General features: G+C 68.0%; 18 protein-coding genes and 1 pseudogene. 15 read left to right on the forward strand and 4 right to left on the reverse strand.

All coding sequences use genetic code 11. The features are described 5' to 3' along the window. The first annotated feature begins 102 nt into the window (after window positions 1-102). The 9 genes from WT97_RS09870 (at window position 103) to WT97_RS09915 (ending at window position 10009) form a co-directional block, all read left to right on the forward strand. Window positions 103-378, forward strand: coding sequence for a hypothetical protein (locus tag WT97_RS09870; protein WP_059505308.1), 276 nt, complete (start codon window positions 103-105; stop codon window positions 376-378). Between the two features lie 253 nt (window positions 379-631). Continuing rightward, complete coding sequence (locus tag WT97_RS09875) at window positions 632-1666, forward strand: succinylglutamate desuccinylase/aspartoacylase family protein (RefSeq protein ID WP_059505310.1); 1035 nt, start codon at window positions 632-634, stop codon at window positions 1664-1666. Window positions 1667-1723: 57 nt separating this feature from the next. Next, window positions 1724-2644, forward strand: a complete 921-nt coding sequence (locus WT97_RS09880; protein ID WP_060353329.1) for a recombination-associated protein RdgC — start codon at window positions 1724-1726, stop codon at window positions 2642-2644. A gap of 491 nt (window positions 2645-3135) precedes the next feature. Then, a complete protein-coding gene (locus WT97_RS09885; RefSeq protein WP_059505503.1) occupies window positions 3136-3696 on the forward strand; it encodes a GNAT family N-acetyltransferase in 561 nt (186 codons plus the stop codon). Window positions 3697-3762: 66 nt separating this feature from the next. After that, on the forward strand, window positions 3763-4716 hold the full coding sequence (locus WT97_RS09890) for an ABC transporter substrate-binding protein (protein ID WP_060353330.1): 954 nt from the start codon (window positions 3763-3765) through the stop codon (window positions 4714-4716). A 53-nt stretch (window positions 4717-4769) separates the two neighbouring features. Beyond that, window positions 4770-5819, forward strand: coding sequence for an LLM class flavin-dependent oxidoreductase (locus WT97_RS09895; protein WP_060353331.1), 1050 nt, complete (start codon window positions 4770-4772; stop codon window positions 5817-5819). 10 nt (window positions 5820-5829) lie between these two features. Continuing rightward, a complete protein-coding gene (locus WT97_RS09900) occupies window positions 5830-7182 on the forward strand; it encodes an LLM class flavin-dependent oxidoreductase (protein WP_060353332.1) in 1353 nt (450 codons plus the stop codon). Window positions 7183-7242: 60 nt separating this feature from the next. Continuing rightward, entirely contained in the window at window positions 7243-9042 is a 1800-nt protein-coding gene (locus WT97_RS32515; RefSeq protein WP_082751361.1) for an amino acid ABC transporter permease/ATP-binding protein, read from the forward strand. A gap of 34 nt (window positions 9043-9076) precedes the next feature. Continuing rightward, window positions 9077-10009 carry an ABC transporter substrate-binding protein gene (locus WT97_RS09915; RefSeq protein WP_060353333.1) on the forward strand — a complete coding sequence of 311 codons (933 nt, stop codon included), beginning with the start codon at window positions 9077-9079 and terminating at the stop codon, window positions 10007-10009. A gap of 71 nt (window positions 10010-10080) precedes the next feature. Here the strand turns inward: WT97_RS09915 and WT97_RS09920 are convergent, their stop codons facing one another. Continuing rightward, the gene (locus WT97_RS09920; protein ID WP_059789513.1) at window positions 10081-11175 is read right to left on the reverse strand and encodes an LLM class flavin-dependent oxidoreductase; all 1095 of its coding nucleotides are present in this window, start codon (window positions 11173-11175) and stop codon (window positions 10081-10083) included. 52 nt (window positions 11176-11227) lie between these two features. Next, window positions 11228-12196 carry an ABC transporter substrate-binding protein gene (locus WT97_RS09925; protein WP_059505324.1) on the reverse strand — a complete coding sequence of 323 codons (969 nt, stop codon included), beginning with the start codon at window positions 12194-12196 and terminating at the stop codon, window positions 11228-11230. A 294-nt stretch (window positions 12197-12490) separates the two neighbouring features. Here WT97_RS09925 and WT97_RS09930 point away from each other — a divergent pair, with 294 nt between their 5' ends. From WT97_RS09930 to WT97_RS09940, 3 genes are all read left to right on the forward strand, one after another. Next, window positions 12491-13408 carry a serine aminopeptidase domain-containing protein gene (locus WT97_RS09930; protein ID WP_059789514.1) on the forward strand — a complete coding sequence of 306 codons (918 nt, stop codon included), beginning with the start codon at window positions 12491-12493 and terminating at the stop codon, window positions 13406-13408. Continuing rightward, window positions 13405-13836 (forward strand): MarR family winged helix-turn-helix transcriptional regulator, encoded by a 432-nt coding sequence (locus WT97_RS09935; protein ID WP_060353334.1) that lies wholly within the window; start codon window positions 13405-13407, stop codon window positions 13834-13836. The genes WT97_RS09930 and WT97_RS09935 overlap by 4 nt, the downstream gene beginning before the upstream one ends. 454 nt (window positions 13837-14290) lie before the next feature. Next, window positions 14291-15736: a sialidase family protein gene (locus tag WT97_RS09940; RefSeq protein WP_059505330.1), complete on the forward strand. Its 1446-nt coding sequence runs from the start codon at window positions 14291-14293 to the stop codon at window positions 15734-15736. Between the two features lie 90 nt (window positions 15737-15826). On the opposite strand, the pseudogene WT97_RS34875 reads toward WT97_RS09940, so the two are convergent. Continuing rightward, window positions 15827-16066 (reverse strand): annotated as a pseudogene (locus tag WT97_RS34875) (zinc-dependent alcohol dehydrogenase); the annotation flags it as partial. A gap of 309 nt (window positions 16067-16375) precedes the next feature. On the opposite strand from WT97_RS34875, the gene WT97_RS09950 reads away from it, so the two are divergent. The 3 genes from WT97_RS09950 to otsA all read left to right on the forward strand — a co-directional run bounded on the left by WT97_RS09950 (window position 16376) and on the right by otsA (window position 22301). Continuing rightward, a complete protein-coding gene (locus WT97_RS09950) occupies window positions 16376-18460 on the forward strand; it encodes a TonB-dependent receptor (RefSeq protein ID WP_082751362.1) in 2085 nt (694 codons plus the stop codon). A gap of 447 nt (window positions 18461-18907) precedes the next feature. After that, entirely contained in the window at window positions 18908-20542 is a 1635-nt protein-coding gene (locus tag WT97_RS09955) for a methyl-accepting chemotaxis protein (RefSeq protein ID WP_060353336.1), read from the forward strand. Between the two features lie 352 nt (window positions 20543-20894). Beyond that, complete coding sequence (otsA, locus tag WT97_RS09960; protein WP_060353337.1) at window positions 20895-22301, forward strand: alpha,alpha-trehalose-phosphate synthase (UDP-forming); 1407 nt, start codon at window positions 20895-20897, stop codon at window positions 22299-22301. Window positions 22302-22441: 140 nt separating this feature from the next. Here otsA and ftsH read toward each other — a convergent pair whose 3' ends face one another. After that, window positions 22442-24418, reverse strand: a complete 1977-nt coding sequence (gene ftsH, locus WT97_RS09965; protein WP_060353338.1) for an ATP-dependent zinc metalloprotease FtsH — start codon at window positions 24416-24418, stop codon at window positions 22442-22444. Window positions 24419-24690 lie beyond the last annotated feature (272 nt).

Raw genomic sequence — 24690 nt, forward strand, 5'->3', positions numbered from 1 at the left:
AGATGGCTGCAGAAGCCTGCACGATCGAGGCCGAGTGCGGCATTTCGCGGCTGGCACCCTTATTGCTCCTTGATGAGGAAAGCACGTTTCAGGGAGCCCCACATGAATACCGTCGACGTCCTCGCACGAACCGAAATCATCGACGAACAGGCAGTGATCGACGGCGCATCGCTGATTCGCCGGCTCGTGTCCGACAGCCGGCCGCCGGCGGCGTACGAAGCCGCATGCGTCGACAATCCGCCGCTCACGCTGTACGGCGCGTTTCGCCAGGGCGTCGCCGATCACGCTGCGGGGCGCGCGAATCCGTATCGCGCCGGCAGCCGTTTCTGGGCCCTGTGGGAAGAAGGACGTCTCGAAGCTGAAACATCCGGCCGGTAACCCGGTTGCGCGCGCCGACCCTGTCGCGGCAAGGGATCGGCGCGAGATCCGACGTATGCATGCGGCCCGCCGGCGCGCCGGCATGCGTTCATCGCTGCAACATCCGCATCGGTCTGGCGGGGCATCGTCGTCGATACGGGAACTGTGTTTCGATCGACGCGTGCAGGCGTTCGGCACCGAACGCGCCCGGTGCGGCGCGCAGCGCTCGTTTCCTCTATAAGATGGCAGATTCCATGCATCGAACGACGCTGCCATGACCGCTTCCTCCTCACACCGAAATCCCATTCACTGCGAAATCGATCTCGACGCGCCGGGCAAGCACGCGGGTTACCTGCGGCTGCCGCACTCCGTGCACCGCTCCGCATACGGCTGGCTGCCGATCCCGATCGCGTCGATCCGCAACGGCGACGGCCCGGTCGCGCTCGTGATGGCCGGCAACCACGGCGACGAGTACGAAGGCCAGATCATCGTGTCGCAACTGATGCGCGAGATCGAACCCGAGATGGTCAGCGGGCAATTGATCCTGCTGCCGATGGCGAATTTTCCGGCGGCGGATGCGGGCCTGCGCGTGTCGCCGCTCGACGAAGGCAACCTGAACCGCAGCTTTCCCGGCGACCCGACCGGCACGCCGACGCAGATGATCGCCCACTACATCGAGCACGCACTGCTGTCGCGCGCGCAGTACCTGGTCGATCTGCACTCGGGCGGCAGTTCGCTGCTCTACCAGGGCGGCAACATGCTCGCGATCGATCCGCTCGACGCGGACGAAGCCGCGAAGCTCAACGGGCTGCTGAACGCGTTCGGGCTGCAGAATGCGCTGCTGCACGCGCCGAATCCCGTGCATTCGGCGTCGGCCGCGCGCCGGCAAGGCGCGATCTCAATCGTCACCGAACTCGGCGGCGCCGGGATGGCCGATCCGTCGCTGATTCGGCTCGGCCGGCACGGGTTGCTGCATTACCTCGGCTATATCGGGCTGCTGCACGGCGCGCTCGTGCCCGACGCGCCGCCGACCGTCACGCGCTTCATGCGCGTCGACGGCGATCGCCATTTCGTCTATGCGTACGAGCGCGGGCTGTACGAGCCGCTCGTCGAGCTCGGCGACCAGGTGAAGGCCGGGCAGCCGGCCGCGTGGGTGCATTTTCCCGATACGCCGTTGCGCGAACCGGTGCTGCACCGGTTCAACGGCGACGGCGAGGTGGTGTGCAAGCGTGTGCCCGCGCAGGTGCGGCGAGGAGATTGCCTGTTTCAGTTGGCGGAGTTGTCGACGCCGCCGCGTGTCATCGCGTGACGCAACCGACTGGCAATCGCGCCGTCAGATAGAATGACGCGCTTTGCCCGTACGCCTATGTGGTTCAAGAACCTTCAGCTTCACCGTCTTCCGGCACCCTGGGCCGTTACCCCCGACCAGATGGAAAAATGGCTGGCGCCTCACGCGTTCCAGCCGGGCAGCAGCGTCGAAATGCAGCGCGTCGGCTGGGCATCGCCGCGTGACGACGGCGCGCTCGTGTATTCGATCAACCGGCAGATGCTGCTGCTGTTCCGCTCCGAAAAGAAGCTGCTCCCGGCGTCGGTCGTCAATCAGGTGACCAAGGCGCGTGCGCTCGAAGTCGAAGAGCAGCAGGGCTTCAAGGTTGGCCGCAAACAACTGCGCGAACTCAAGGAACAGGTTACCGACGAACTGCTGCCGCGCGCGTTCAGCATTCGCCGCGATACCCGCGTGTGGATCGACACGGCGAACGGCTGGCTCGTCATCGATGCGGCTGCCCAGGCGCTCGCCGACGACGTTCGCAGCCTGCTCGTCAAATCGATCGACGCGTTGCCGCTCGCGGGCGTGCAGGTGGCGCGTTCGCCGGTCGCCGCGATGACGGACTGGCTGTTGTCCGGCGACGCGCCGGGCGGATTCACCGTGGACCAGGACGCCGAGTTGCGCTCGAGCGGCGAAGGCGGCGCCACGGTGCGATACGTCGGCCACGCGCTGGAAGCGAACGACATGCGCCGGCACATCGAAGCCGGCAAGCAATGCATGCGCCTCGCGATGACCTGGGACGACCGGATCTCGTTCGTGCTGACCCCGTCGCTGACGATCAAGCGCGTCACGCCGCTCGACGTGATCAAGGAGGCGACGGACCCGACCGCGCAGAACGACGACGAACGCTTCGACTCGGATGTCGCGCTGATGACGGGTGAGCTGGCGCGGATGCTGGCGAGTCTCGTCGATAGCCTGGGCGGCGAGCGGCAGGACGCGACTCGTCAGGAAGCAGCCTGAACGCCGTCGTCGTCGAGGATCGTCGCCCCGCGACAGCGGGGCGTCGCGCCGACGCGACGATTGGAGGAGAACCGTCGCCACCCTGGCGGCGGCGAATCGCGGTCGGGCGCTCGCGATCCTGAACAACCCGCCCCGAATCGGCGCGACCGGCAGGCCATCGAAACGACGGCACGCCGCCGGTCCGCGGCGCTCGTCTGCGTCGCCCACACTTCGAACGGGCACGGCGCCGGCCACCCCCGTTCGCCCCACCCCACTCCCGCTGCAAGCCTTCTTCCGCCTCCCGCGAAATCCTTATCGAAATTGCTTCGTTCGCCTTTGCCGGCCGCGCCGCTAACGTGTTCGAAACACGGCGGCGCGCCGGGATGCCTCGCACGAAGCACGACAGCCGCCGCCATCACGACAACTGCGTCGCGATAACGGAACGGACCGCACGGGTCGCGTGCCCGCACCCGGGCCAGGAACGTCCGCATCGCGCGCCATTCGCGATGCCCATGGCCACGAACGACCGCATCATCGACACGACGCCGCTCGACGTCCGCGCGCAACCGCTGATCGACGCGCTGATCGACGAGTATTCGACCCGTTACGACGCGTACCGTCCCGACAGCCGCGCGTCGGCCCGCGACGAGCTCGCGCGCTACCCGGCCGAACTGTTCGCGCCGCCCGACGGCGCGTTCGTGCTGCTGCTACGCGACGGCGAAACGATCGGCGGCGGCGCGTTCAAGCGCTACGACGCGCAGACCGCCGAACTGAAACGCATCTGGACGCGCACCGATCTGCGCCGCCAGGGCCTCGCGCGGCTCGTCGTCGAAGCGCTCGAACTGCGCGCCGTCCAGCAGGGCTACCGCCGCCTCTACCTGACGACCGGCTTTCGCCAGCCCGAAGCGTGGGCGCTGTACGACCGCACCGGCTATACGCGGCTATTCGACTCGTCGATCGATCCCGAAGCGTATTTCCATCTGCGCTTCGGCAAGGACCTCGTCGATCCGTCGCGCACGTCGACGCTGGCCGACCTCTGGGCGCCCGTGCCCGAACCGGTGCTGCCGCGCTGAACGCACGGCGTCCCGCCTTTCGCGTTGCCCGTTCCGCTTTCCACGCTTTCACGACAGGACGTTTTCATGCATCGAGCCGTACCGCTTTCATTCCGTGCCGTGCGTACGCTGGCCACCGCGCTGATCGGCCTGAGCGCCTTCGCCGCCGTCGCGGCCGCGTCCGCCGCGACGTTCGACCTGAGCCCAGAGCAGCGGGGCCGCCCGCGCGGCGCAGCCGATGCGGCGGTCGAGCGCGCGGTGCCTGCGTCGTTCAGGTTCGCCGAACCCGGCACGCTGACGATCGGCATCGCGCCGAGCCTGCCGCCGATCAGCTCGTATGCGACCGACGCACGCACGGTGGTCGGCTTCGACGCCGACATCGGCCAGCTCGTCGCCGACAGCCTCGGCCGCAAGCTGAAGATCGTCGCGCTCGCCTGGGCCGACTGGCCGCTGGCGCTCGAATCGGGGAAAGTCGACGCGGTGATCTCGAACGTGACCGTCACCGAGGAACGCAAGCAGAAGTTCGATTTTTCAACCTATCGCAAGGATCAGGTCGGCTTCTACGTGCGCAACGACAGCAAGATCCAGGCGATCCGCGAGCCTAAGGACGTCGCCGGGCTGCGCATCGTGACCGATGCCGGCACCAACCAGGAAAAGATCCTGCTCGCGTGGGACCGCGAGAACATCGCGCACGGGCTCAAACCCGTGCAGATCCAGTACTACGACGACCAGGCGATGCGCATCGTCGCCGTGCAGTCGGGCCGGGCGGACGCGGTGTTCAGCGTGAACTCGGTGCTCGCATATCAAAGCGCGCAGCAAGGCAAGACGCGGCTCGTCGGCGCGATCAGCGGCGGCTGGCCGCGCACGGCCGACATCGCGATCGCCACGCGCCGCGGCAGCGGTCTCGCCGAGCCGCTGACCGTCGCGCTGAACGGGCTGATCAAGAGCGGCCGCTACCGGCAGGTGCTCGACCGGTGGAACCTCGCGTCCGAAGCGATCGACCAGTCGCGCACGAATCCGCCCGGGCTGCCGAAGAGCTGAGTGCCGTACGCCCGCAACCGTCCATCCACGCTCACGCAGGAACGCCGCTCACCATGTCTTATTCGCTTTCGTTGCTGGACAAGAGTCCGATCGCCGACGGCGCGAACGCCGCCGACGCGCTGCGCTTCACCACGGCGCTCGCGCAACGCGCCGAACAGCTCGGCTACGCGCGCTTCTGGGTCGCCGAACATCACGGCACGCCGGGTTTCGCGAGCTCGGCGCCGGAGATCGTCGTCGCGCATCTGCTCGCGCGCACGTCGCGCATCCGCGTCGGCTCGGGCGGCGTGATGCTGCAGCACTACAGCCCGTTCAAGGTGGCCGAGACGTTCAAGCTGCTGGCCGCGCTCGCGCCGGGTCGCGTCGATCTCGGCATCGGCAAGGCGCCCGGCGGGCTGCCGCTGACCACACGCGCGCTGCAGTGGTTCCACGACAAGGCGCGCAAGCCCGACTTCGCGGGGCAGCTCGCGGAGCTCGACGCGTTTCTCGGCTGGGGCGTGGCCGAAGATCATCCACTCGCCGGCGCGGTCGCGATGCCGGTGCCGCCGCAGTTGCCCGAACGGATCCTGCTCGGCGGCTCGCCGGACAGCGGCGCGCTCGCCGCGCGCAACGGCTGGCGCTTCTGCTACGCGGGCCATTTCAACGGCGACGACGCGAATCTCGAACGCTCGCTCGACGCATACCGCAGCGCGGGCGGCCAGAAGCCGCTCGTCGCGCTGTACGCCGTCGCCGCCCCGACGCGCGACGAGGCCGAGCGACTGATCGGGCCGCTGAAGATCTTCAAGCTGCAGTTCGCGGGCGGCCAGAGCTTCAATCTCGCCAGCGCGCAGGCGGCCGCCGAATTCGCGCGGCAAAGCGGCGCGTCCGACTACCGGATCGACGAGCTGCGCCCGACGGTGCTGGCCGATACGCCCGACCGCGTGCACCGCGCGCTCGACGCGCTGAGCCGGCGCCTCGACGTCGATGCGTTCGTGATCGATTCGCCGGTGTCCGACTACGCGGCACGGCTCGCGTCGGCCGAATGGCTCGGCGGCGCGCTGTCGACCACGCCGTTGCAGGCGGCCCTCGCGGCCGACCGTTCCCTTTCCCCCGACCAGAACGCGTGACGCTCCCATCATGACGACCCGACGATCGATCCCCTTCGGCCTGATGCTGCAAGGCGCAGGCAGCCACATGAACGCGTGGCGGCATCCGAGCAACCCGCCCGACGCGAGCATCAACCTCGACTTCGCGATCGGCGTCGCGCGCAAGGCGGAGGCCGCCGGCATCGCGTTCGCGTTCGTCGCGGACGGCCTCTACATCAACGAGAAGTCGATCCCGCACTTCCTGAACCGCTTCGAGCCGCTGACCGTGCTGTCTGCGCTCGCGGTCGCGACGAAGAAGATCGGGCTCGCCGGCACGATCTCGACGTCGTACAGCGAGCCGTTCACGGTCGCGCGCCAACTCGCGTCGCTCGACGCGATCAGCGGCGGGCGCGCGGGCTGGAACGTCGTGACGACGCCGCTCGAAGGCACTGCGAAGAATTTCGGCAAGACGCACCCGGATCACGAGCTGCGCTACGAGATCGCCGACGAATACCTCGAGGTCGTGCAGGGCCTGTGGGACAGTTGGGACGACGATGCATTCGTGCGCGACCGCGCGACCGGCCGCTTCTTCGATCGCGACAAGCTCCATACGCTCGATCACCGCGGCCGCTTCTTCCAGGTCGCGGGCCCGCTGAACATCCAGCGCTCGCCGCAGGGGCAGCCCGTGATCTTCCAGGCCGGCTCGTCCGACACCGGGATCGGCCTCGCGGGCAAATACGCGGATGCAGTATTCACGCATTCGCCGTCGATCGAGGAGACAGCCGCGTTCACGCAGCGCGTGAAACGGAGCGCGATCGAGCATGGGCGGCAAGCCGGCGACGTGAAGATCTTCCCCGGCGTCGGGCCGATCGTCGGCCGCACGGCCGCCGAAGCGGAGGACAAATACCAGGCGATCCGCGACCTGCTGACGATCGACGAGGCGCTCGCGTACCTCGGCCGCTATTTCGATCACCACGATTTCACGCAGTACGCGCTCGACGCGCCGTTCCCGGAACTCGGCGAGCTCGGTCGCAACAGCTTCCGCTCGACCACCGACCGGATCAAGGCCGATGCGAAACAAAAAGGCCTGTCGCTGCGCGAAACCGCGCTTGCGGTCGCGACGCCGCGCCCGAACTTCATCGGCACGGCCGAGCACGTCGCCAACGAGTTGATCCGCTGGCACGACGCCGGCGCCGGCGACGGTTTCATCCTCGGTTTTCCGGTACAGGCGCAGGGCATCGACGATTTCGTCGAACTCGTGATTCCGGTGCTCGAGGCGCGCGGCCGCTACAGCCGCGACCTGTCCGGCGTCACGCTGCGCGATCACCTCGGCCTGCCGCGCAAGGCGAGCCGCTACGCGACGCCCGGCGCCGCACGGGAAACGGCCGCCGAAGCGCACGCCTGACGCCGTACGCCGCCCGTGCGCGGGGCGCCCGCCGATCATCCATTCGAGGATTCAAACGACATGAGCGACACGACCCATCTCGGCGGCGCGCTGCCGCCGCTCTCTTCCCCCGGTGCCCGAGCGCCCGGCGCGGGTTTGCGGATCGTACCCGCGCGCCACCGGTCGCGCACGGCCGGCACCGTGCTCGCGCTCGTGCTGATCGCGATCACGCTGCATTCGATCCTCGGCAACCCGCAATGGGGCTGGCCGGTGTTCGCCGAATGGTTCCTGTCGCCGCCGGTGCTGTCGGGGCTCGCGCGCACGCTGATGCTGACGCTGCTCGGCGCGGTGTTCGGCTTCGTGCTCGGCGCGTTCGTCGCGTTGGCCCGGCTGTCGCGTTCGCGCCTGCTGTCCGCCAGCGCGTGGACCTTCGTGTGGCTGTTCCGCTCGATTCCGCTGATCGTGCTGCTGCTGATCCTGAACAACCTCGGCTACCTGTACGAGCATGTGCGGCTCGGCGTCCCGTTCACCGACATCGTGTGGTTCGACACGCCGACCACAGATCTCGTCAGCCCGTTCCTCGCGGCCGTGCTCGGCCTCACGCTGAACCATGCGGCGTTTTCCGCGGAAGTGATTCGCGGCGGCATTCTCGCGGTCGACCAGGGGCAACTCGAAGCCGCCGCCGCGCTCGGGCTGCCGCGCGGCCGGCAAACGTCGCGAATCGTGCTGCCGCAGGCGATGCGCGCGATCCTGCCGACCGCGTTCAACGACCTGATCACGCTCGCGAAAGGCACGTCGATGGTGTACGTGCTCGCGATGCCGGAGTTGTTCTATACGGTGCAGGTGATCTATCGCCGCAACCTCGAAGTGATTCCGCTGCTGATGGTCGCGACCGTCTGGTATCTGATCATCCTGACCGTGCTGTCCGCGATCCAGGTGCAGGTCGAGCGGCACTATGCGCGCGGCGCGTTGCGCAATCCGCCGCCGTCCGTGGTCACGTTCGCGCTTGCGCGCATCGGCGGGCTGTGGCGACGCGTCGCGTCGCGCCGCGCGGCATCGAGCGCCAGTGCACGAAGCGATGCCGGCACGCATGCCGATGCCGCGGCCGCCGTGTCGCGCACCGGCGGCGAAGTGGCCGTGCATGGCGTGTCGAAACAGTTCGGCATGCAACCCGTGCTCGACAACGTGTCGTTCGTCGCGCCGCGCGGCAGCGTGACCGTGATCGTCGGGCCGTCCGGCTCCGGCAAGTCGACGCTGCTGCGTACGATCAACCATCTCGAACGCGTCGACGACGGGTTCATCGACATCGACGGTGAATTGATCGGCTATCGCCGCGACGGCGACGTGCTGCACGAATTGAACGAACGCGACGTGCTGAAGCGGCGCACGGCCGTCGGCATGGTGTTCCAGAACTTCAACCTGTTCCCGCACCTGACGGTGCTCGAGAACCTGGTCGAAGCGCCGGTCGCCGTCGCCGGCATGGCGCGCGATGCGGCCGAGCGCGCCGCGCGCACGCTGCTCGCGCGGGTCGGCCTCGCGGATAAGGCCGATGCATACCCGCGCCAGTTGTCCGGCGGGCAGCAGCAACGCGTCGCGATCGCGCGGGCGCTCGCATTACGGCCGAAGGTTCTGCTGTTCGACGAACCGACGTCGGCGCTCGATCCGGAACTCGTCAACGAAGTGCTCGACGTAATCAAGGAACTCGCGCGCTCGGGTACGACGCTCGTGATCGTCACGCACGAGATCGGCTTCGCACGCGAAGTGGCGGACAACGTGCTGTTCATGGAACGCGGGCGCATCGTCGAGGCCGGCCCGCCTGCTGTCGTGCTCGATGCACCGGCACATGCGCGCACGCGCGCGTTCCTGTCGCGGGTGCTGTGATGCGTGCCGCTTCCGACTCGCGAGGTGCCGCACGATGACCGATCGACGCCAGTTCGTCACGGCCGCGCTGGTCGCGGCATCGGGCCTGCCGTGGCGTGCGGCTCGCGCAGCCGCCGCGACGGCCGACCTCGACCCGCGCCAGGCCGGCCGCGTGCGCGCCGGCCCCGACGACGCGGCCATTCGCGCGGCAAGCGGCTACCGCTGGGTGCGCGACGGCGCGTTCACGGTCGCGATTTCACCGCACGCGCCACCCGTATCGACCTATGCGGCCGACGCGCGCACCGTGGTCGGCGCCGATCCCGACTATGCGCAGCTCGTTGCCGACGCGCTCGGCCGTACGCTCGTGCTGGTGCCGATCGCATGGGCCGACTGGCCGCTCGGGCTGACGTCCGGCAAGTACGACGCGGTGATCTCGAACGTCGGCGTGACCGAGAAGCGCAAGGAGAAATACGATTTCACGACCTATCGGCTCGGGCTGCACGGCTTCTACGTGCGCACCGCCAGCCCGATCGCGAAGATCGCGGAACCGAAGGACGTCGCCGGCCTGCGGATCATCACCGGCGCCGGCACGAGCCAGGAGCGCATCCTGCTCGAATGGGGCAAGCGCAACGTCGCGCAGGGGCTCAAGCCGGCCGAGCTGCTCTATTTCGACGACGACGCGACGGCGCGCGTCGCGCTGCTGTCGGGCCGTGCGGACGCGGAGCTGAACCCGAACGCGTCACTCGCGTACGAGGCCGCGCGCAGCGGCAAGATCCGCCGCGTCGGCGTCGTCAATGCCGGCTGGCCGGCGAATGCGGACGTTGCGATCGCGACGCGTCGCGGCAGCGGGCTCGCGCCCGCGCTGACGCTCGCGACCAATGCGCTGATCGGAAACGGCCGCTACGGACAGGCGCTCGCGCGCTGGGGTTTGCAGAGCGAGGCGATCGCGCGGGCGGAGACCAATCCGCCGGGGCTGCCGTCGTTCTGAACGCGCCATGCAAGCGCCCCGGCATGCCGTGACGGCGATGCCGGGGGCACGCGACTCGCGGGCAGGCTCGTCTACGCCGGCACCGCGGCCCGATATCGATCGAGTTCCGCGATATGCGCATGAATCGCCGGGATCAGGTCGCGCCCGTAGGCCAGCGCATCGTCGAGCGGATCGAAACCGCGGATCAGGAACGTCGATACGCCGAGCCGGTAATACGCCCCCAGCGCCCGCGCGACCTGCTCGGGCGTGCCGACCAGCGCGGTCGAGTTCCAGCGCGCGCCGGTCAGGTTCGCGACGCCCATCCACAGACGCTCGTCGAGCACGTCGCCCTGCGCGGCGGCCGCCATCAGCCGCTGCGAGCCGGCATTCTGCGGCGCATGGCCGGCGATCGGCTGACCGTTCGCGAGCCGCGCCGCGCGCACGCGCTCGCGAATCGCCTCGGCCTTCTCCCACGCGGCCGCCTCGGTATCGGCGACGATCGGCCGGAACGACACGCTGATGCGCGGCGCCCGCCCGAACGGCGCGGCCGCGGCCCGCACGCGGGCGATCTGCTCGCGCACCGCGTCGAGCGGTTCGCCCCACGTCATGTAAACATCCGCGTGTTCGCCCGCGACCGCGAGCGCGGCCGGCGACGAGCCGCCGAAATAGATCGGCACATGCGGCCGCTGCGCGCCCTTCACGACCGGCGACGCGCCGCGCAGCCGATAAAACGCGCCGTCGTGGTCTACCGGCGCATCGGCCAGCCAGATCCGTTTCAGCACGTCGAGATATTCGCGGGTGCGGCGATAGCGAGCATCGTGCGGCACGAAGTCGCCGTCGCGCTGCAAGTCCGCATCGTCGCCGCCGGACACCACGTTCAGCGCCAGCCTTCCGCCGCTGAACACGTCGAGCGTCGCTATCTGCCGCGCGGCGGCCGACGGCACGATCACGCCCGGCCGGTGCGCGAGCAGCAGGCGGATGCGTTCGGTCGCGGCCGCCGCGAACGACGCGACGATGAAGCCGTCCGCCGCGTTGCTGAAATGGCCGACCAGAATCTGGTCGAAGCCGGCGGCCTCGTGCGCCTGCGCGAAGCGGCGTACGTAGTCGGGCTGCACAGCCGCGCCGCCCGGTACGTCGACCTCCGCGCCGGGTGTCGCGGTGATCATGCCGATGATGTCGACTGGCATGTCGGGATGTCCTTGGATATATCGATCGGAAATCGTGAAGCGTGCCGCACGGTCATTGTGCGGCGGCCGTCTTTTGTGCAGGCACGGCGAACGCGCCCGCATACGAGCGGTCGAGCAGCTTCGACGTGTCGTACGCGGCGGGAATCACGCCGGCCTTGTGCAGGAAGTCGGCCGTGTTCTGCGCATCTTTGGCGGCCGCTTCGTCTACCGGCCCGACGCGTTGTTTGGCGTTGCCGAGCCAGCGATACGCGACGTCGGGCTCGAGCTTCGCGCGCTTCGCCCACAGGTCCGCGTACTCGCGCGGATGGCTGTCGACCCACTGGCGCGCGGCCACCACGCGCCGCAGGAAATCGGTGATCTCGGCACGCTTGCCCGAGGCGGCCTGCTCGTTCGCGGCGACGAAGCTCAGCGCCGGCATCAGCCCCTGTGCGGTCGTCACGGGCCGCGCGCCCTGCCGCAACGCGAGCGTGCTGACGAACGGCTCCCACAGCGATACCGCATCGACCGAACCGTTCGCGAGCGCATTGGTGGCGTCGATCGGCATCAGGTACGCGTACTTCACCGAATCGGCGCGCAGGCCCGCGTGTTCGAGCGCGCGCAGCACGAGCTGCTGGCTCCAGGCGCCGCGCCATACCGCGATGGTCTTGCCCTGCAGGTCGGCGACGGTGCGCACCGGCGAATGCTTCGGCACGAGGATCGCGACGCCGTCGAGGCTCTGCCGCGACACCGCGACGACCTTGACCGGCGCGCCGCGCGCGGCCAGCGTGAGCAGCGCGGAATCGCCGAGGAAGCCGATGTCGATCGCGTTGCCGTTCAGGCTTTCGGCGACCGGCGCGGCGGCCTGGAAATGTTTCCATTCGATCGCGTAAGGCAGGTCCTTCAGCACGCCGGACGCTTCCATCGATGCCTGGATGTTGAAGTAGTTCTGTTCACCGACGCGCAGCGTGACGGTGTCCTTGGCGATGCCCGGCTGCGCGGCAAGCGCCAGCATGAGCGCCGTGACGATTCGGCTCAGCAACATGATCTCCCGGAAGGTTGGCGGACGGCCGCGCGACGGCGCGCCCTCTTTCCGCCTGCGCGACGGCCGGCGGAACGGATGGAACCGGTGAAGATACGTCGATCCACTTCATGACACAAACGCAATATTCTTCTATACAAAGATGCAAATATTTTATGAAGCGCGCGCACTTGCGCGGCGCTCGCCGCCGGCCGCCGGACTACGGAGTTCGAACGATTCCTCGATAAATATTTCGCGCACGAAATAAATCGCGGACTATAGTTCGCATACGAAATAACTGCCCGAGCGAGGACGACCATGACCTCCCACCCCATCGAATTTTCCGCCGCCGACGGCTATGTCCTGCACGGCACGCTGTGGTCGCCGGCCGCGACGCCGCGTGCGCTGGTCCTGATCCATCCGGCCACGGCCGTGCCCGAGCGGCTGTATGCGGGCTTCGCGCGCTTTCTGACCGAACGCGGTTTCGCGGCGCTGACCTACGACTATCGCGGCATCGGCGCCTCGCGGCCTGCGCGTCTGGGCGCGCTGCAGGCCCGCATGCGCGACTGGATGGAGCTCGACGTGGGCGCCGCGACCGCGTGGGCCCGGCACACGCATGAAGGGCTGCCGCTGCTCGCGGTCGGCCATAGCGTCGGCGGCCACGCGATCGGGCTGTCCGGCGCGACGCCCCATCTGCGCGCCGCCGTGCTGGTCGCCGCGCATGCGGGCAGCACGCGGCTGATCGCGCAGGCGGCCGAACGCCTGAAGGTGCGGCTGATCCTGCGTGTGCTCGGGCCGCTGATGTCCGCGCTGCTCGGCTACGTGCCCGGCAAGCGGCTCGGGCTCGGCGAAGATCTGCCGGCCGGCGTGTTTCGCGAATGGAGCCGCTGGACGACGCTGCCGCACTACTTCTTCGACGATCCGACACTCGGCGCGGCCGAGCGCTTCTCGAAGCAGCAGTTGCCGATCCTCGCGCTCGGCTTCGACGACGATCCGTGGGCGAACCCTGCCGCGATCGGCCTGCTGGTAAGCTATCTGACCCGCGCGAAGGTCGAACGCCGCCAGATCGATCCGCGCGCGGCAGGCAGCGGCCCGGTCGGGCACATGGGCTTCTTTCGCAGCCGGCCCGGCGCCGTGCTGTGGCCCGACGTCGCCGACTGGCTCGCGCAGGCGCTCGACACGCCTCGCGCCGCGGGCCGCCCCTCCCTTTCCATCGCAGCCGGGAACCCAGCTTGAGCGAAGACCGACGCCTGTTTTTCATGTTGAACATCGGCCAGCGGCGCGTGCAGCGCTGGATCGATCGCAAGGCCGAAACCGAGACGCGCGCGAGCGCCGCGCAGGCCGGCGTGCTGTTCTGCCTCGCGAAGCAGGACGGCGCGCTGATCGGCGAAGTCGGCGCCGCATTGCAGCTCGCGCCGTCCGCGATGACGGGGCTCGCCGACCGGATGGCGAAAGCCGGCCTCATTACGCGTCATGCCGATTCGGACGACGGCCGCGCGACGCGGCTGTACCTGACCGACGAAGGCCACGCGGCACTCAAGCGCGCGCGCGTGCTGCTGCGCGAACTCAACGGCAAGCTGTGCGACGGGTTTTCCGACGACGAACTCGATGTCGTCGCGCGCTGGCTGCACGTGTTGCAGGAGCGTTTTCCGGCCGAGCGCTGAGCAGCGCATCGCGCGCTCGCAATCGGCTCGCGCCGGCCGCAATCGCAAGCGATTGCGATTCGCGTTTTCGATTCGATTTTCATGCCGGCGCAGCGGCAAATCTTGCGTGCCCGCGCCCGCTTCCGGCAACGCTTTCCGGCTACGCTCTGTTACAAAAAACCGCCTGTCGCGCCGCATTCGAATCGCCTACATTGCAATCCACTTCGACACATTCGTCGCATGCTCTGACCGGCTTTCCCGTCGGGTCGACATCGCAGGCACACCCGACAAGCAATGAAAATGAAGAGGAGTCTTAACCGAAGCGCTGGCGGCATCCAGCGCACGCGGATGGCGATGACCGAAGCGGCATGCTGAACGACCCGTAACGACGTGCGCGGCATGATCGGCCGCGCCCCGGATCGGGTCGCCTCGTCGTGCCCCGCCAGCGCATCCGCACCTCATCGAGGAGTCGTCCATGCGACGCATGATCGTGTCCCATCCGCTTGTCACCCGCCTGTCCGCCGCGATGGCGCTGGCCGCCGCTGCCGCGGCGCACGCCGAGCCCACCGTCGTGTCCGGCCCGAGCCCGTTCGCCGCGTGCACCATCGGCGGCCCGGGCGTGAACTACGTGAATGCTGAAGTCGAACCGTGGCTCGCGGTCAACCCCGCGAACCCGAACAACATGATCGGCGTGTGGCAGCAGGACCGCTGGTCGAACGGCGGCGCCCACGGGCTCGTCGCCGGCTACTCGTTCGATGCCGGCGCAACCTGGGCGCGCACGCCGCAGCCGTTCAGCGCATGCGCGCCGGGCGGACTCAAGTACGAGCGCGCATCCGATCCATGGGTATCGTTCGGGCCGGACGGCACCGCGTATTCGGTGTCGATCTCGTTCAATCAGTCGAACAACAGCAATGCGGTCGGCGCATCGGTCTCGACCGACGGCGGACAGACGTGGAGCAGCCCTGCCGTGCTGATCGCGAACGATGAACCGACGACGCAATTCTTCAACGACAAGGAATCGGTGACCGCCAACCCGGTGAAGGCCGGCACCGCGTACGCGGTATGGGACCGCCTCGAACTGCCGAACGGCAACCCGTACGCGAACCTGCACACGCAGGCGTTCCGCGGGCCGACGCTGTTCTCGAAGACGACCGACGGCGGCAAGACGTGGAGCGCCGCGAAGGTCATCGTCGACGTTCCTTCGCGTCAGCAGACGATCGGTAACCAGATCGTCGTCGATCCGAAGAGCGGCACGCTCTACGATTTCTTCGACCTGATCCAGCCGCCGTTCAGCAAGGCGGCCGGCAAGGTCGCGTTCATCAAGTCGACCGACGACGGCGCGACGTGGACCAAGCCGCAGGTGATCGCGGGACTGCAGACGGTCGGCGTCACGGATCCGAACACCGGCGAACCCGTGCGCACCGGTGACATCATTCCGGAGCCGGCGATCGACCCGGCATCGGGGCAACTCTACGTCGTGTGGCAGGACAGCCGCTTCAACGGCGGCACGTACGACGAGATCGCGATATCGACGTCGAAGAATGGCGGCGCGACATGGAGTGCGCCGCTACAGGTGAACACGCCGACCGGGCGCCCCGCGTTCAATCCGTCGGTGCGCGTCGACAACACGGGCGCGGTGATGGTCACGTACTACGACTTCCGCGACCTGCAGGCCGGCAACACGACGACGCTGCCGACCGGCTTCTGGCGCAAGATCTCGCACGACGGCGGCGCCACGTTCGTCGACGAGCGGCGCGTCGGCGGCCCGTTCGACATGAAGCTCGCGCCCAACGCCGAAGGGTTCTTCATCGGCGACTACCAGGGGCTCGACGTCCTCCCGTCGTCGTCGTTCCATCCGTTCTTCGTCCAGACCAACGCGGGCAACCTGACGAACCGCACCGACGTGTTCTTCGCGCCGTGATGCGAGGATGACCGTTCCGGCGCCGCACGACGCCATGCGTCGCGCGGCGCCGTGCGCTTGTTCAGGGCATCGATGCACGGCGATCGGCGCGATGCGTCCGTCGACCGTTCCTTCCCTCGGCTTCGCGAATACGTCGTCGATGCTGGCGAGCCGGTCGCGGCGGATACGCGCGCACCAGGCGTGCGCCGCGAAATCGAGCGACTCCTGCAGATTGCGCCGCGTGCCGACGATCGACCTGCGTACGGTGATGCCATTCAGCACGGTCGAGAAGATCGGCAACGGGAAATCGCCCGGAGGCGGGCCGTTGAGCGCCACCGTGCCGCCGCGCCGGTCGATGCGGCTTCGCGCCGGTCGACGCGAAAGCCCGAGCCGGCGGTTGCACGCCGCCCCGCTGCTGCCGCGACCCTAGCCGATCCGACAGAAACCCGACATGATCCTGCCGTTCGGCTTGGAATTTGACATGATATAACATATCATTTCGCGTGCTCGTCCGCCTGACGCCGTTCCAACCCAGGTGGCTGCGCCTCGCCGAGCCATGTTCCAACGGGTCATTGCGCGTCAGTGACGCAACAATATATCGTATCCAGCGATGATCCGCATGGCTCGTTATCCGATCCGATTCCAACCGATTCACCGACCATGCGCGACCTCCCTCGCTTACCGCTTCGCCCGCTCTCGTCCTTGTCGCTGATACTGTTCGCCGCCGTCGCCCACGCGCAGACCGATGCGCCCGCCGCGTCCGGCACGCCTGCCGCCGCACCCGCGCCGCTCGCACCGATCTTCGTGACCGCGAACCCGCTCGGCGACACCGAACTGATCGCACCGACCGTCCAGCTTTCCGGCGATGCGCTGACGCGCCGCCAGGCCGATTCGCTCGGCGAAACGCTCAACGGGCTGCCCGGCGTGTCGACCACCACCTACGGGCCGATGGTCGGCCGTCCGATCATCCGCGGGATGGACGGCGACCGGATCCGGCTACTGCAGAACGGCGTCGCGGCGTATGACGCGTCGTCGCTGTCGTACGACCATGCGGTGCCGCAGGATCCGCTGTCGATCGAGCGCGTCGAAATCGTGCGCGGGCCGGCCGCGCTGCTGTACGGCGGCAACGCGGTGGGCGGCGTGGTCAACACGATCGACAACCGGATTCCGCGCGAAGCGATCGAGGGCGTGACCGGCGCGCTCGACGCGCGCTACGGCGGCGCGAATTCCGTACGCGCGGGCGCCGCGCAGGTCGAAGGCGGCAACGGCCGCTTCGCGTTCCACGTCGATGCATTCGATCGCGAAACGAGCAAGCTGCGGATTCCCGGCTACGCGCGCAGCAGCCAGCAACGCGCGCTCGACGGCCCCGACACGCCGCAACCGGAAGGCAACGTGCCGAACAGCGACGGCCGCGTGCACGGCGGTGCGGTCGGCGCGTCGTACACGTGGGCGGACGGTTTCGCAGGGCTGTCGTACAGCGGCTACGAATCGAACTACGGCTCCGTCGCGGAAAGCGACGTGCGGCTGCGGATGCGCCAGGAACGCCTCGCGCTCGCGTCCGAGGTACGCAACCTGAGCGGACCCTTCACGACGCTGAAATTCGACTTCGCGTACACCGACTACCGCCACAAGGAAGTCGACAACGGCGAGACGGCGACCACCTTCCGCAACCGCGGCTACGAGGCGCGCATCGAGGCACGCCATCGCAAGATCGGCCCGTTCGAAGGTGCGATCGGCGTGCAGTTCGGCCAGAACACTTTTTCCGCGCTCGGCGACGAATTGCTCGTGCCGTCCACGCGCACCAACAGCGTCGCGCTGTTCGGCCTGGAGGAATGGCAGGTCGTCCCGGCGCTGAAGCTGAGCCTCGGCGGCCGCTTCGAGCACGTGAAGGTCGATCCCGATCCGGCCGGCGTCGAGAAATTCGCGCTCGCGCAGCCGCGCGATTTCAACGCCGGCAGCCTGTCGGCCGGCGCGCTGTTCTCGCTGACGCCGGTATGGTCGGTCGCTGCGAACGTTGCCTACACCGAACGCGCGCCGACCTTCTACGAGTTGTATTCGAACGGCCCGCACGATGCGACCGGCCAGTTCCTGATCGGCAACCCGAACGCGTCGAAGGAAAAAGCCGTGTCGACCGACCTGTCGCTGCGCTATGCGAGCGGGCCGAACCGCGGCAGCGTCGGCGTGTTCTACAACCGCTTCTCGAACTACCTGACCGAGTACAACACCGGCCGCGTGGTGGACGACGACGGCGAGCCCGTCGCGCCCGGCACCGACGGCTCGCTCAACGAGGCGATCTATCGCGGCGTGCGCGCCGAGTTCTACGGCATCGAGCTGGACGGCAAGTGGCGTGCATTCGCGCGGCGCGGCCATACGGTCGATCTCGAACTGACGGCCGACTACACGCACGCGCGCAACGTCGACACGGGCCAGCCGCTGCCGCGCATCGCGCCGCTGCGTGCGACGCTTGCGGCCGACTACGGTTACGGCCCGTTCGGTGCGCGTGCGCAGGTCACGCACGCTTGGTCGCAGCATCGCGTACCCGACAACGACTTCTCGACGGACGGCTACACGTCGCTCGGCGTGATGCTGACCTACAAGTTCCGCGTCGGCGCCACGCACTGGCTCGCGTACCTGCGCGGCGACAACCTGACGAACCAGGAGATTCGCTACTCGACTTCGGTCGTACGCGGTTTCGCACCGGAAGGCGGCCGCAGCGTGATGGCCGGATTACGCACCACGTTCTGACCCTCGTACGGCTCGCGGCGCCCGCCGCGGGCCTTTTACCGGCGCGAACCGAACCGGCCGCGCCGCTCCGTTTATTCGTCAATCCATCGCGCCGATTACTTCGATTACGTCGCTCACGTCAAACGCGCGCACCGCAACGAAATTCCCTTATTCGTCGGCAAATCAGAACGAAATCATCAGACAAATATTATAAAAAAGATGTTTTTTTGTTTCACCAGTAAAAACACATTCAAATTCCGCGCATAACACATTGAATAAACGCGCCCCACGAGCCTTTTGATCAAGATCAAGAACGACCGCCCAATAAGACCGTCAGTGCCAAGAAAAATGAATGTAAGGGTTTTCGAAGGGTAAAGAATCATCCCGAATACCCGTTAAAACCGGCACGAACCCGTATCTGGTCGAACGATAAATTCCATTTACAACCACACGCACAGGGGCCGAAACGTGAAAATCGTCAGAATCAGCATCAAAACGAAACTCCTCGGCGGCTTCGGCCTGCTGGCCGCGGTCGTCGTGACCGTATCGGGCATGGCGCTCAAGGCACTGTCCGATACGAACGCCGAGTTTTCACGCTACATGAACGGCATCAACGCGCGGGCCAGCCTGGCCGCACAAATCCGCACCGCGGTCGACCGGCGCGCGATCGCCGCGCGCAATCTCGTGCTCGCCACGCGGCCGTCCGACATCGAGGCCGAACTGGCCGAGGTGAACCACGCGCACAAGGACGTGCAGGACCATCTCGCGAAGCTCAACGACCTCATGGCGAACGCGACCGACACGTCCGATCGCGCACGCGAGCTGGTAGCCGAGATCGTGCGCATCGAAACCCGCTACGGGCCCGTTGCGCTGCGCATCGTCGGGCTCGCGCAGGCCGGCAGGAAGGACGACGCGATCGCCGACATCGACGACAATTGCCGCCCGCTGCTCGCGCAACTGGTGCGTGCGACCGACGCCTACGCGACCTATACGCATGAACGCGAAATCGCGATCGCGCAGGCATTCGCGGATCGCTACACGGTGGAGCGCAACCTGCTGGCCGGCATCTGCCTGATCGCCGTCGCGATCGCGGCCGGCGGCGGCCTGTGGCTCACGCGCAAGATCACGGCGCCGATCGGCTCGGCCGTCGACGTCGCGCGCACGGTGGCGAACGGCGATCTCGGTAGCCGCATCGAGGTGCGCGGCAACGACGAAACGCGCGACCTGCTCGATGCGCTGCGGACGATGAACGAGCGGCTGACCGGCATCGTCGGCCGCGTGCGCGACTCGTCGAACAGCATCGCGCACGCGGTGAGCGAGATCGCATCGGGCAACCTCGACTTGAGCCAGCGCACCGAGGAACAGGCTGCTTCGCTGCAGGAAACCGCGGCGACGATGGAGCAATTCACGTCCACGGTGCGCCTGAACGCGGAAAACGCGCAGCAGGCGAGCACGCTCGCCGCGAATGCGTCGGACGTCGCGCAACGCGGCAGCTCGGTGGTCGGCCGCGTGGTCGACACGATGACGGAGATCGGCCACAGCTCGTCGAAGATCGCCGACATCACCGGCATCATCGAAGGCATCGCGTTCCAGACCAACATCCTCGCGCTCAACGCGGCGGTCGAAGCCGCCCGTGCGGGCGAACAGGGTCGCGGTTTCGCGGTCGTCGCGAGCGAGGTGCGCAGTCTCGCGCAGCGCTCGTCGACGGCGGCGAAGGAAATCAAGGCGCTGATCTCCGCGTCGGTGCAGACGATCCGCGACGGCTCCGCGCTCGCGGGCGAAGCCGGCAAGACGATGTCCGACGTCACGCAGGCCGTGGCGCGCGTGACGGACATCATGGGCGAGATCGCGGCCGCGTCGGCCGAGCAGAGCCGCGGCATCGACCAGGTGAACCTGACGATCACGCAGATGGACCAGACGACGCAACAGAACGCGGCGCTCGTCGAACAGGCGGCCGCCGCATCGAAGTCGCTCGAGGCGCAGGGCCGCGAGTTGTCCGAAACGGTCGCCGCGTTCCGGATGCCGGCTGGCGCGCATGCGGTATCGCCCGGCACGCATGCACTGGAAGCCGACACGCGCCACTGGCAACCGGCCGCCGCGTAACGGCATGCGCGTCGTCCGCACCATTGCGCCCGACGCGCCGCATGACCCGGCACACACTGCGTCGCAGTGCGGCGCAAGTTTCGGTCCCGCCCGGGCAGCGCCGGTTGCAGGACTGGCGCCATCGATACCGCGCGACCTGTTCGTCCGAGCCGTTCGTCGACACGGACTTTTAAAACGCACGAATGACGAGTATCCTAAAAAAGCACTTTTCGACCGGACGGCGAATCGCGTGCCCTGACTCCCGTCCGATCGCCATGCGGCCCCGTCGTATCGCGCACCGCGCGCCGATGGCGGCGTCTGCCTCTCGCGCCCTGGCCGCACGAACCTTCCCCAACAATCGTCAGGAGAGCTGGTGAGCCGACTCGTCGTCGTATCCAATCGCATCGCAGATCCCCGTAAAGCCGCGGCCGGCGGCCTCGCCGTAGCCGTGAAGGACAGCCTGCAGGAAACCGGCGGCGTCTGGTTCGGCTGGAGCGGGAGGCTACGCGGCGGCGGCGAGCAAAGCGCGCATGGCGACGACGTGCAGGTCCAGAACGTCGGCGGCATCCAGCTCGCGACGGTCGATCTCGATCCGCAGGATTACGACGCTTACTATCTCGGTTACTCGAACAACGTGCTGTGGCCGGTGTTTCACTACCGGCTCGATCTCGCGCAGTTCGACCGGCGCTTCGCCGACGGCTACCGACGCGTGAACCAGCTGTTCGCGCGCAAGCTGCGCACGCTGCTGCGGCCCGACGACACCATCTGGGTCCACGACTATCAGCTGATTCCGCTCGCGGCCGAACTGCGCGCGATGGGCTGCACGAATCCGATCGGCTTCTTCCTGCACATCCCGATGCCGCCGCCGCCGATCATGGCCGCGATTCCCGAGCACGAATGGCTGATGCGCGCGCTGTTCGCGTACGACCTCGTCGGCTTCCAGACCGAATCGGATCTGCTCCACTTCGAGCACTACGTCGAAGCGGAAGCCGGGGCGGCACGGCTGCCGGACGGCCGACTGCGCGCGTTCGGCCGCACGCTGTCGGCCGGCGCGTTTCCGATCGGCATCAACGTCGACGAATTCGAGTCGCTCGCGCGCGACCGCGACGGCCTCGCGATGTTCGAACGCATGCGCGACGAATATTCGCGCCGCCAGTTGCTGGTCGGGGTCGACCGGCTCGATTACACGAAAGGGCTGCCGCAGCGCGTGCACGCGTTCCGCGAGTTGCTCGAGCAGTATCCGGAGAACCGCGACCGTGCGACGCTGATCCAGATCGCCGCACCGAGCCGCGAGGATCTCGGCGCCTACGACGACCTGCGGCGCGAGATGGACAGCCTGTGCGGCGCGATCAACGGCGACTACGGCGAGCTCGAATGGATGCCGATGCGCTACATTCACCGCACCGTCGCGCGCAAGCGCCTGCCGGGCCTCTACCGCGCGAGCCGGGTCGCCCTCGTCACGCCGCTGCGCGACGGGATGAATCTCGTCGCGAAAGAGTTCCTCGCCGCGCAGGACGCGGCCGACCCCGGCGTGCTCGTGCTGTCGCGTTTCGCGGGCGCGGCCGAGCAACTGAAATCGGCGCTGCTCGTCAATCCGTACGACACGCAAGGCACCGCGCAGGCGATCCAGCGCGCGCTCACGATGCCGCTCGAAGAGCGCCGCCAGCGTCACGCCGCGCTGATGGCGATCGTGCGCAAGACCGACGTGCACTGGTGGCGCACGCGCTTTCTCGACGCGCTCGCCGAAGCGGCCGAAGTTGCGGCCGCGACCGAATCCTGACGCACTGACGCGCGCTCGCGCCCCCTTCGTCGTGCATGCCAGCACGACACCGTTCGATCGATGCGTGCGCGCCGCTCATGGACTCCATGGCGAAATAGAAGGAATATCGACGCGCGCCGTCGCCGGCCCGCGCAACGACTTCAGCGATCGGATTCGTGCGGCCGTCCGTACGCGACGAAATCGCGCTCGACGGTGGAGGCCCCCTCCGTTCCGATCGCGCCGCTGCGCGCATTCGTTTCGTCGCCCGGTAACGCCGACGTCGCCGACGACGGTTCGATGCGTCCGTCGATCAGCGCCTGCAGCGCGTCGCGTTCGAGCACCTCGCATCGCAACAGCCGTCGCGCGATGCGCTCGAGCGCGTCGCGCCGTTCGCCGAGCGTCGTCGCGACGCGCGCATGCGCATCGGTCAGCAGCGTGCGCACTTCTTCGTCGATCATGCGCGCGGTGTGCTCGCTGCAGCGGCCGCCGTCCGCATGCCACGTGCCGGGCGTGCCCGTGCGCGCGTCGCCGTCGTCGAACGTCGCGAGCCCGATCTTCTCGCTCATCCCGTACTGCATGACCATGTGGCGCGCCATCGCGGTCGCGCGTTCGAGGTCGTTCTGCGCACCGGTCGAGACATCGCCGAACACGAGCTCTTCCGCCACGCGCCCGCCGAGCAGCGCATCGATCCGGTCGAGCAACTCGCTGCGGCGCAGGACGTAGCGATCCTCGGTCGGCACCTGCTGCGTGTAGCCGAGTGCGGCAACGCCGCGCGGAATGATCGACACCTTCTTCACCGGGTCGCAATGCGCGCGGCTTTCCGCGACGAGCGCATGGCCGGCTTCGTGATACGCGATCGTCAGCTTCTCCTGCTCGTTCATCACGCGGCTCTTGCGCTCGAGGCCTGTCAGCGCGCGGTCGATCGCCTCGTCGAAGTCGGCCATGCCGATCGCCGGCTTGCCGAGTTCGGCCGCATGCAGCGCGGCCTCGTTGACGACGTTCGCGAGATCGGCGCCGACGAAGCCCGGCGTGCGCGACGCAAGCTCGCCGAGATCGACGTCGGCCGCAAGCTTCACGTGCTTCACGTGCACGCCGAGAATCTGGCGGCGGCCGTTCACGTCGGGCCGGTCGATCGCGATGTGCCGGTCGAAACGGCCCGGCCGCAGCAGCGCGGGATCGAGGATCTCGGGCCGGTTCGTCGCGGCCATGATGATCACGCCGGAGCCGGCCTGGAAGCCGTCCATCTCGACCAGCAACTGGTTGAGCGTCTGTTCGCGCTCGTCGTTGCCCGACATCGGGCCGACGCCGCGCACCTTGCCGAGTGCATCGAGCTCGTCGACGAACACGATGCACGGCGCCTTCTGCTGCGCCTGCTCGAACAGGTCGCGCACGCGCGCGGCGCCCACGCCGACGAACATCTCGACGAACGCCGAGCCGCTGATCGAGAAGAACGGCACGGCCGCCTCGCCGGCCACCGCGCGTGCGAGCAGCGTCTTGCCCGTGCCCGGCGCGCCGACGACGAGCACGCCTTTCGGAATCTTGCCGCCGAGCCGCTGGTAGCGATCGGGATTGCGCAGAAACGCGACGAGCTGCTGCAATTCGGCCTTCGCTTCGTCGATGCCCGCGATGTCGTCGAACGTGATGCCGGTTTCCTGCTGCACGTACACGCGCGCACGGCTCTTGCCCATCCCGGTAAAGTCCTGCAGCCCGCCGCGCTTGCGCAGCATCATGTTCCACACGAACACGAACAGCATGAGCGGCAGCAGCCACGACGCGAGCGACGCGATCCAGCCGGTATCGGGCGTGCCGTGATAGCGGATGCCGGCGGCGGTCAGCGTGTCGATCAGGTGTTCGTCGGTCACGCGGCTCGTCGTGAAGCGCCACGGCGCGCCGGCCTGCCGCACGACCGCCGCGTCGGACGCCGGCAGCATCGTGCCGGCCTGCGGCATCTTCAGCGCGCCCGAGATCGACGCGGGGCCGACCTCGAGATCGTCGACGAGCCGCGCAGCGACGAGCCGGTGAAAATCGCTGTACGCGATCGGCGTCGACGTCGGGTGCAGCATCAGCAACTGCGCGGCGAACAGCACGAAGAAGCCCGCCGCGATCAGCAATCCCGGATAGTCGAATTTCTTGTCCATGGCATCGGGCCGGCCGTCTCTGCTGCGCGGCGTGCGCTCACGCCGGCACGCGCGCGGAACCGGTACTTGGCCGCCATGCGAAAACGGCAAGCATCCACGCCATCGTCGCCTCGCTGTCTCGCATCGTTCGCTGCATCGATGCCGCCTCGGCAACACCGTCGGCCGGCGTCGCGGGGCGATCCTCGCCCGGGCGGCACGCCGCGCGCGCCGCCCCTGATTCCAGTCTAGTTCGCGCGCGGGCGTCGCGCACCGCTCGCCGCGCGAGCGTCGAA

Source organism: Burkholderia sp. MSMB1459WGS (genome assembly GCF_001534535.1).
Lineage (GTDB): Bacteria > Pseudomonadota > Gammaproteobacteria > Burkholderiales > Burkholderiaceae > Burkholderia.

Excerpts from the sequence above, each read along its gene's own strand:
- WT97_RS09925 (WP_059505324.1), bottom strand. The coding sequence starts at position 12,196 with ATGTTGCTGAGCCGAATCGTCACGGCGCTCATGCTGGCGCTTGCCGCG.
- WT97_RS09870 (WP_059505308.1), top strand. The coding sequence starts at position 103 with ATGAATACCGTCGACGTCCTCGCACGAACCGAAATCATCGACGAACAG.
- WT97_RS09930 (WP_059789514.1), top strand. The coding sequence starts at position 12,491 with ATGACCTCCCACCCCATCGAATTTTCCGCCGCCGACGGCTATGTCCTG.
- WT97_RS09915 (WP_060353333.1), top strand. The coding sequence starts at position 9,077 with ATGACCGATCGACGCCAGTTCGTCACGGCCGCGCTGGTCGCGGCATCG.
- ftsH (WP_060353338.1), bottom strand. The coding sequence starts at position 24,418 with ATGGACAAGAAATTCGACTATCCGGGATTGCTGATCGCGGCGGGCTTC.
- WT97_RS09885 (WP_059505503.1), top strand. The coding sequence starts at position 3,136 with ATGGCCACGAACGACCGCATCATCGACACGACGCCGCTCGACGTCCGC.
- WT97_RS09940 (WP_059505330.1), top strand. The coding sequence starts at position 14,291 with ATGCGACGCATGATCGTGTCCCATCCGCTTGTCACCCGCCTGTCCGCC.
- WT97_RS32515 (WP_082751361.1), top strand. The coding sequence starts at position 7,243 with ATGAGCGACACGACCCATCTCGGCGGCGCGCTGCCGCCGCTCTCTTCC.
- WT97_RS09880 (WP_060353329.1), top strand. The coding sequence starts at position 1,724 with ATGTGGTTCAAGAACCTTCAGCTTCACCGTCTTCCGGCACCCTGGGCC.
- WT97_RS09890 (WP_060353330.1), top strand. The coding sequence starts at position 3,763 with ATGCATCGAGCCGTACCGCTTTCATTCCGTGCCGTGCGTACGCTGGCC.
- WT97_RS09950 (WP_082751362.1), top strand. The coding sequence starts at position 16,376 with ATGCGCGACCTCCCTCGCTTACCGCTTCGCCCGCTCTCGTCCTTGTCG.
- WT97_RS09920 (WP_059789513.1), bottom strand. The coding sequence starts at position 11,175 with ATGCCAGTCGACATCATCGGCATGATCACCGCGACACCCGGCGCGGAG.
- WT97_RS09895 (WP_060353331.1), top strand. The coding sequence starts at position 4,770 with ATGTCTTATTCGCTTTCGTTGCTGGACAAGAGTCCGATCGCCGACGGC.
- WT97_RS09875 (WP_059505310.1), top strand. The coding sequence starts at position 632 with ATGACCGCTTCCTCCTCACACCGAAATCCCATTCACTGCGAAATCGAT.
- WT97_RS09900 (WP_060353332.1), top strand. The coding sequence starts at position 5,830 with ATGACGACCCGACGATCGATCCCCTTCGGCCTGATGCTGCAAGGCGCA.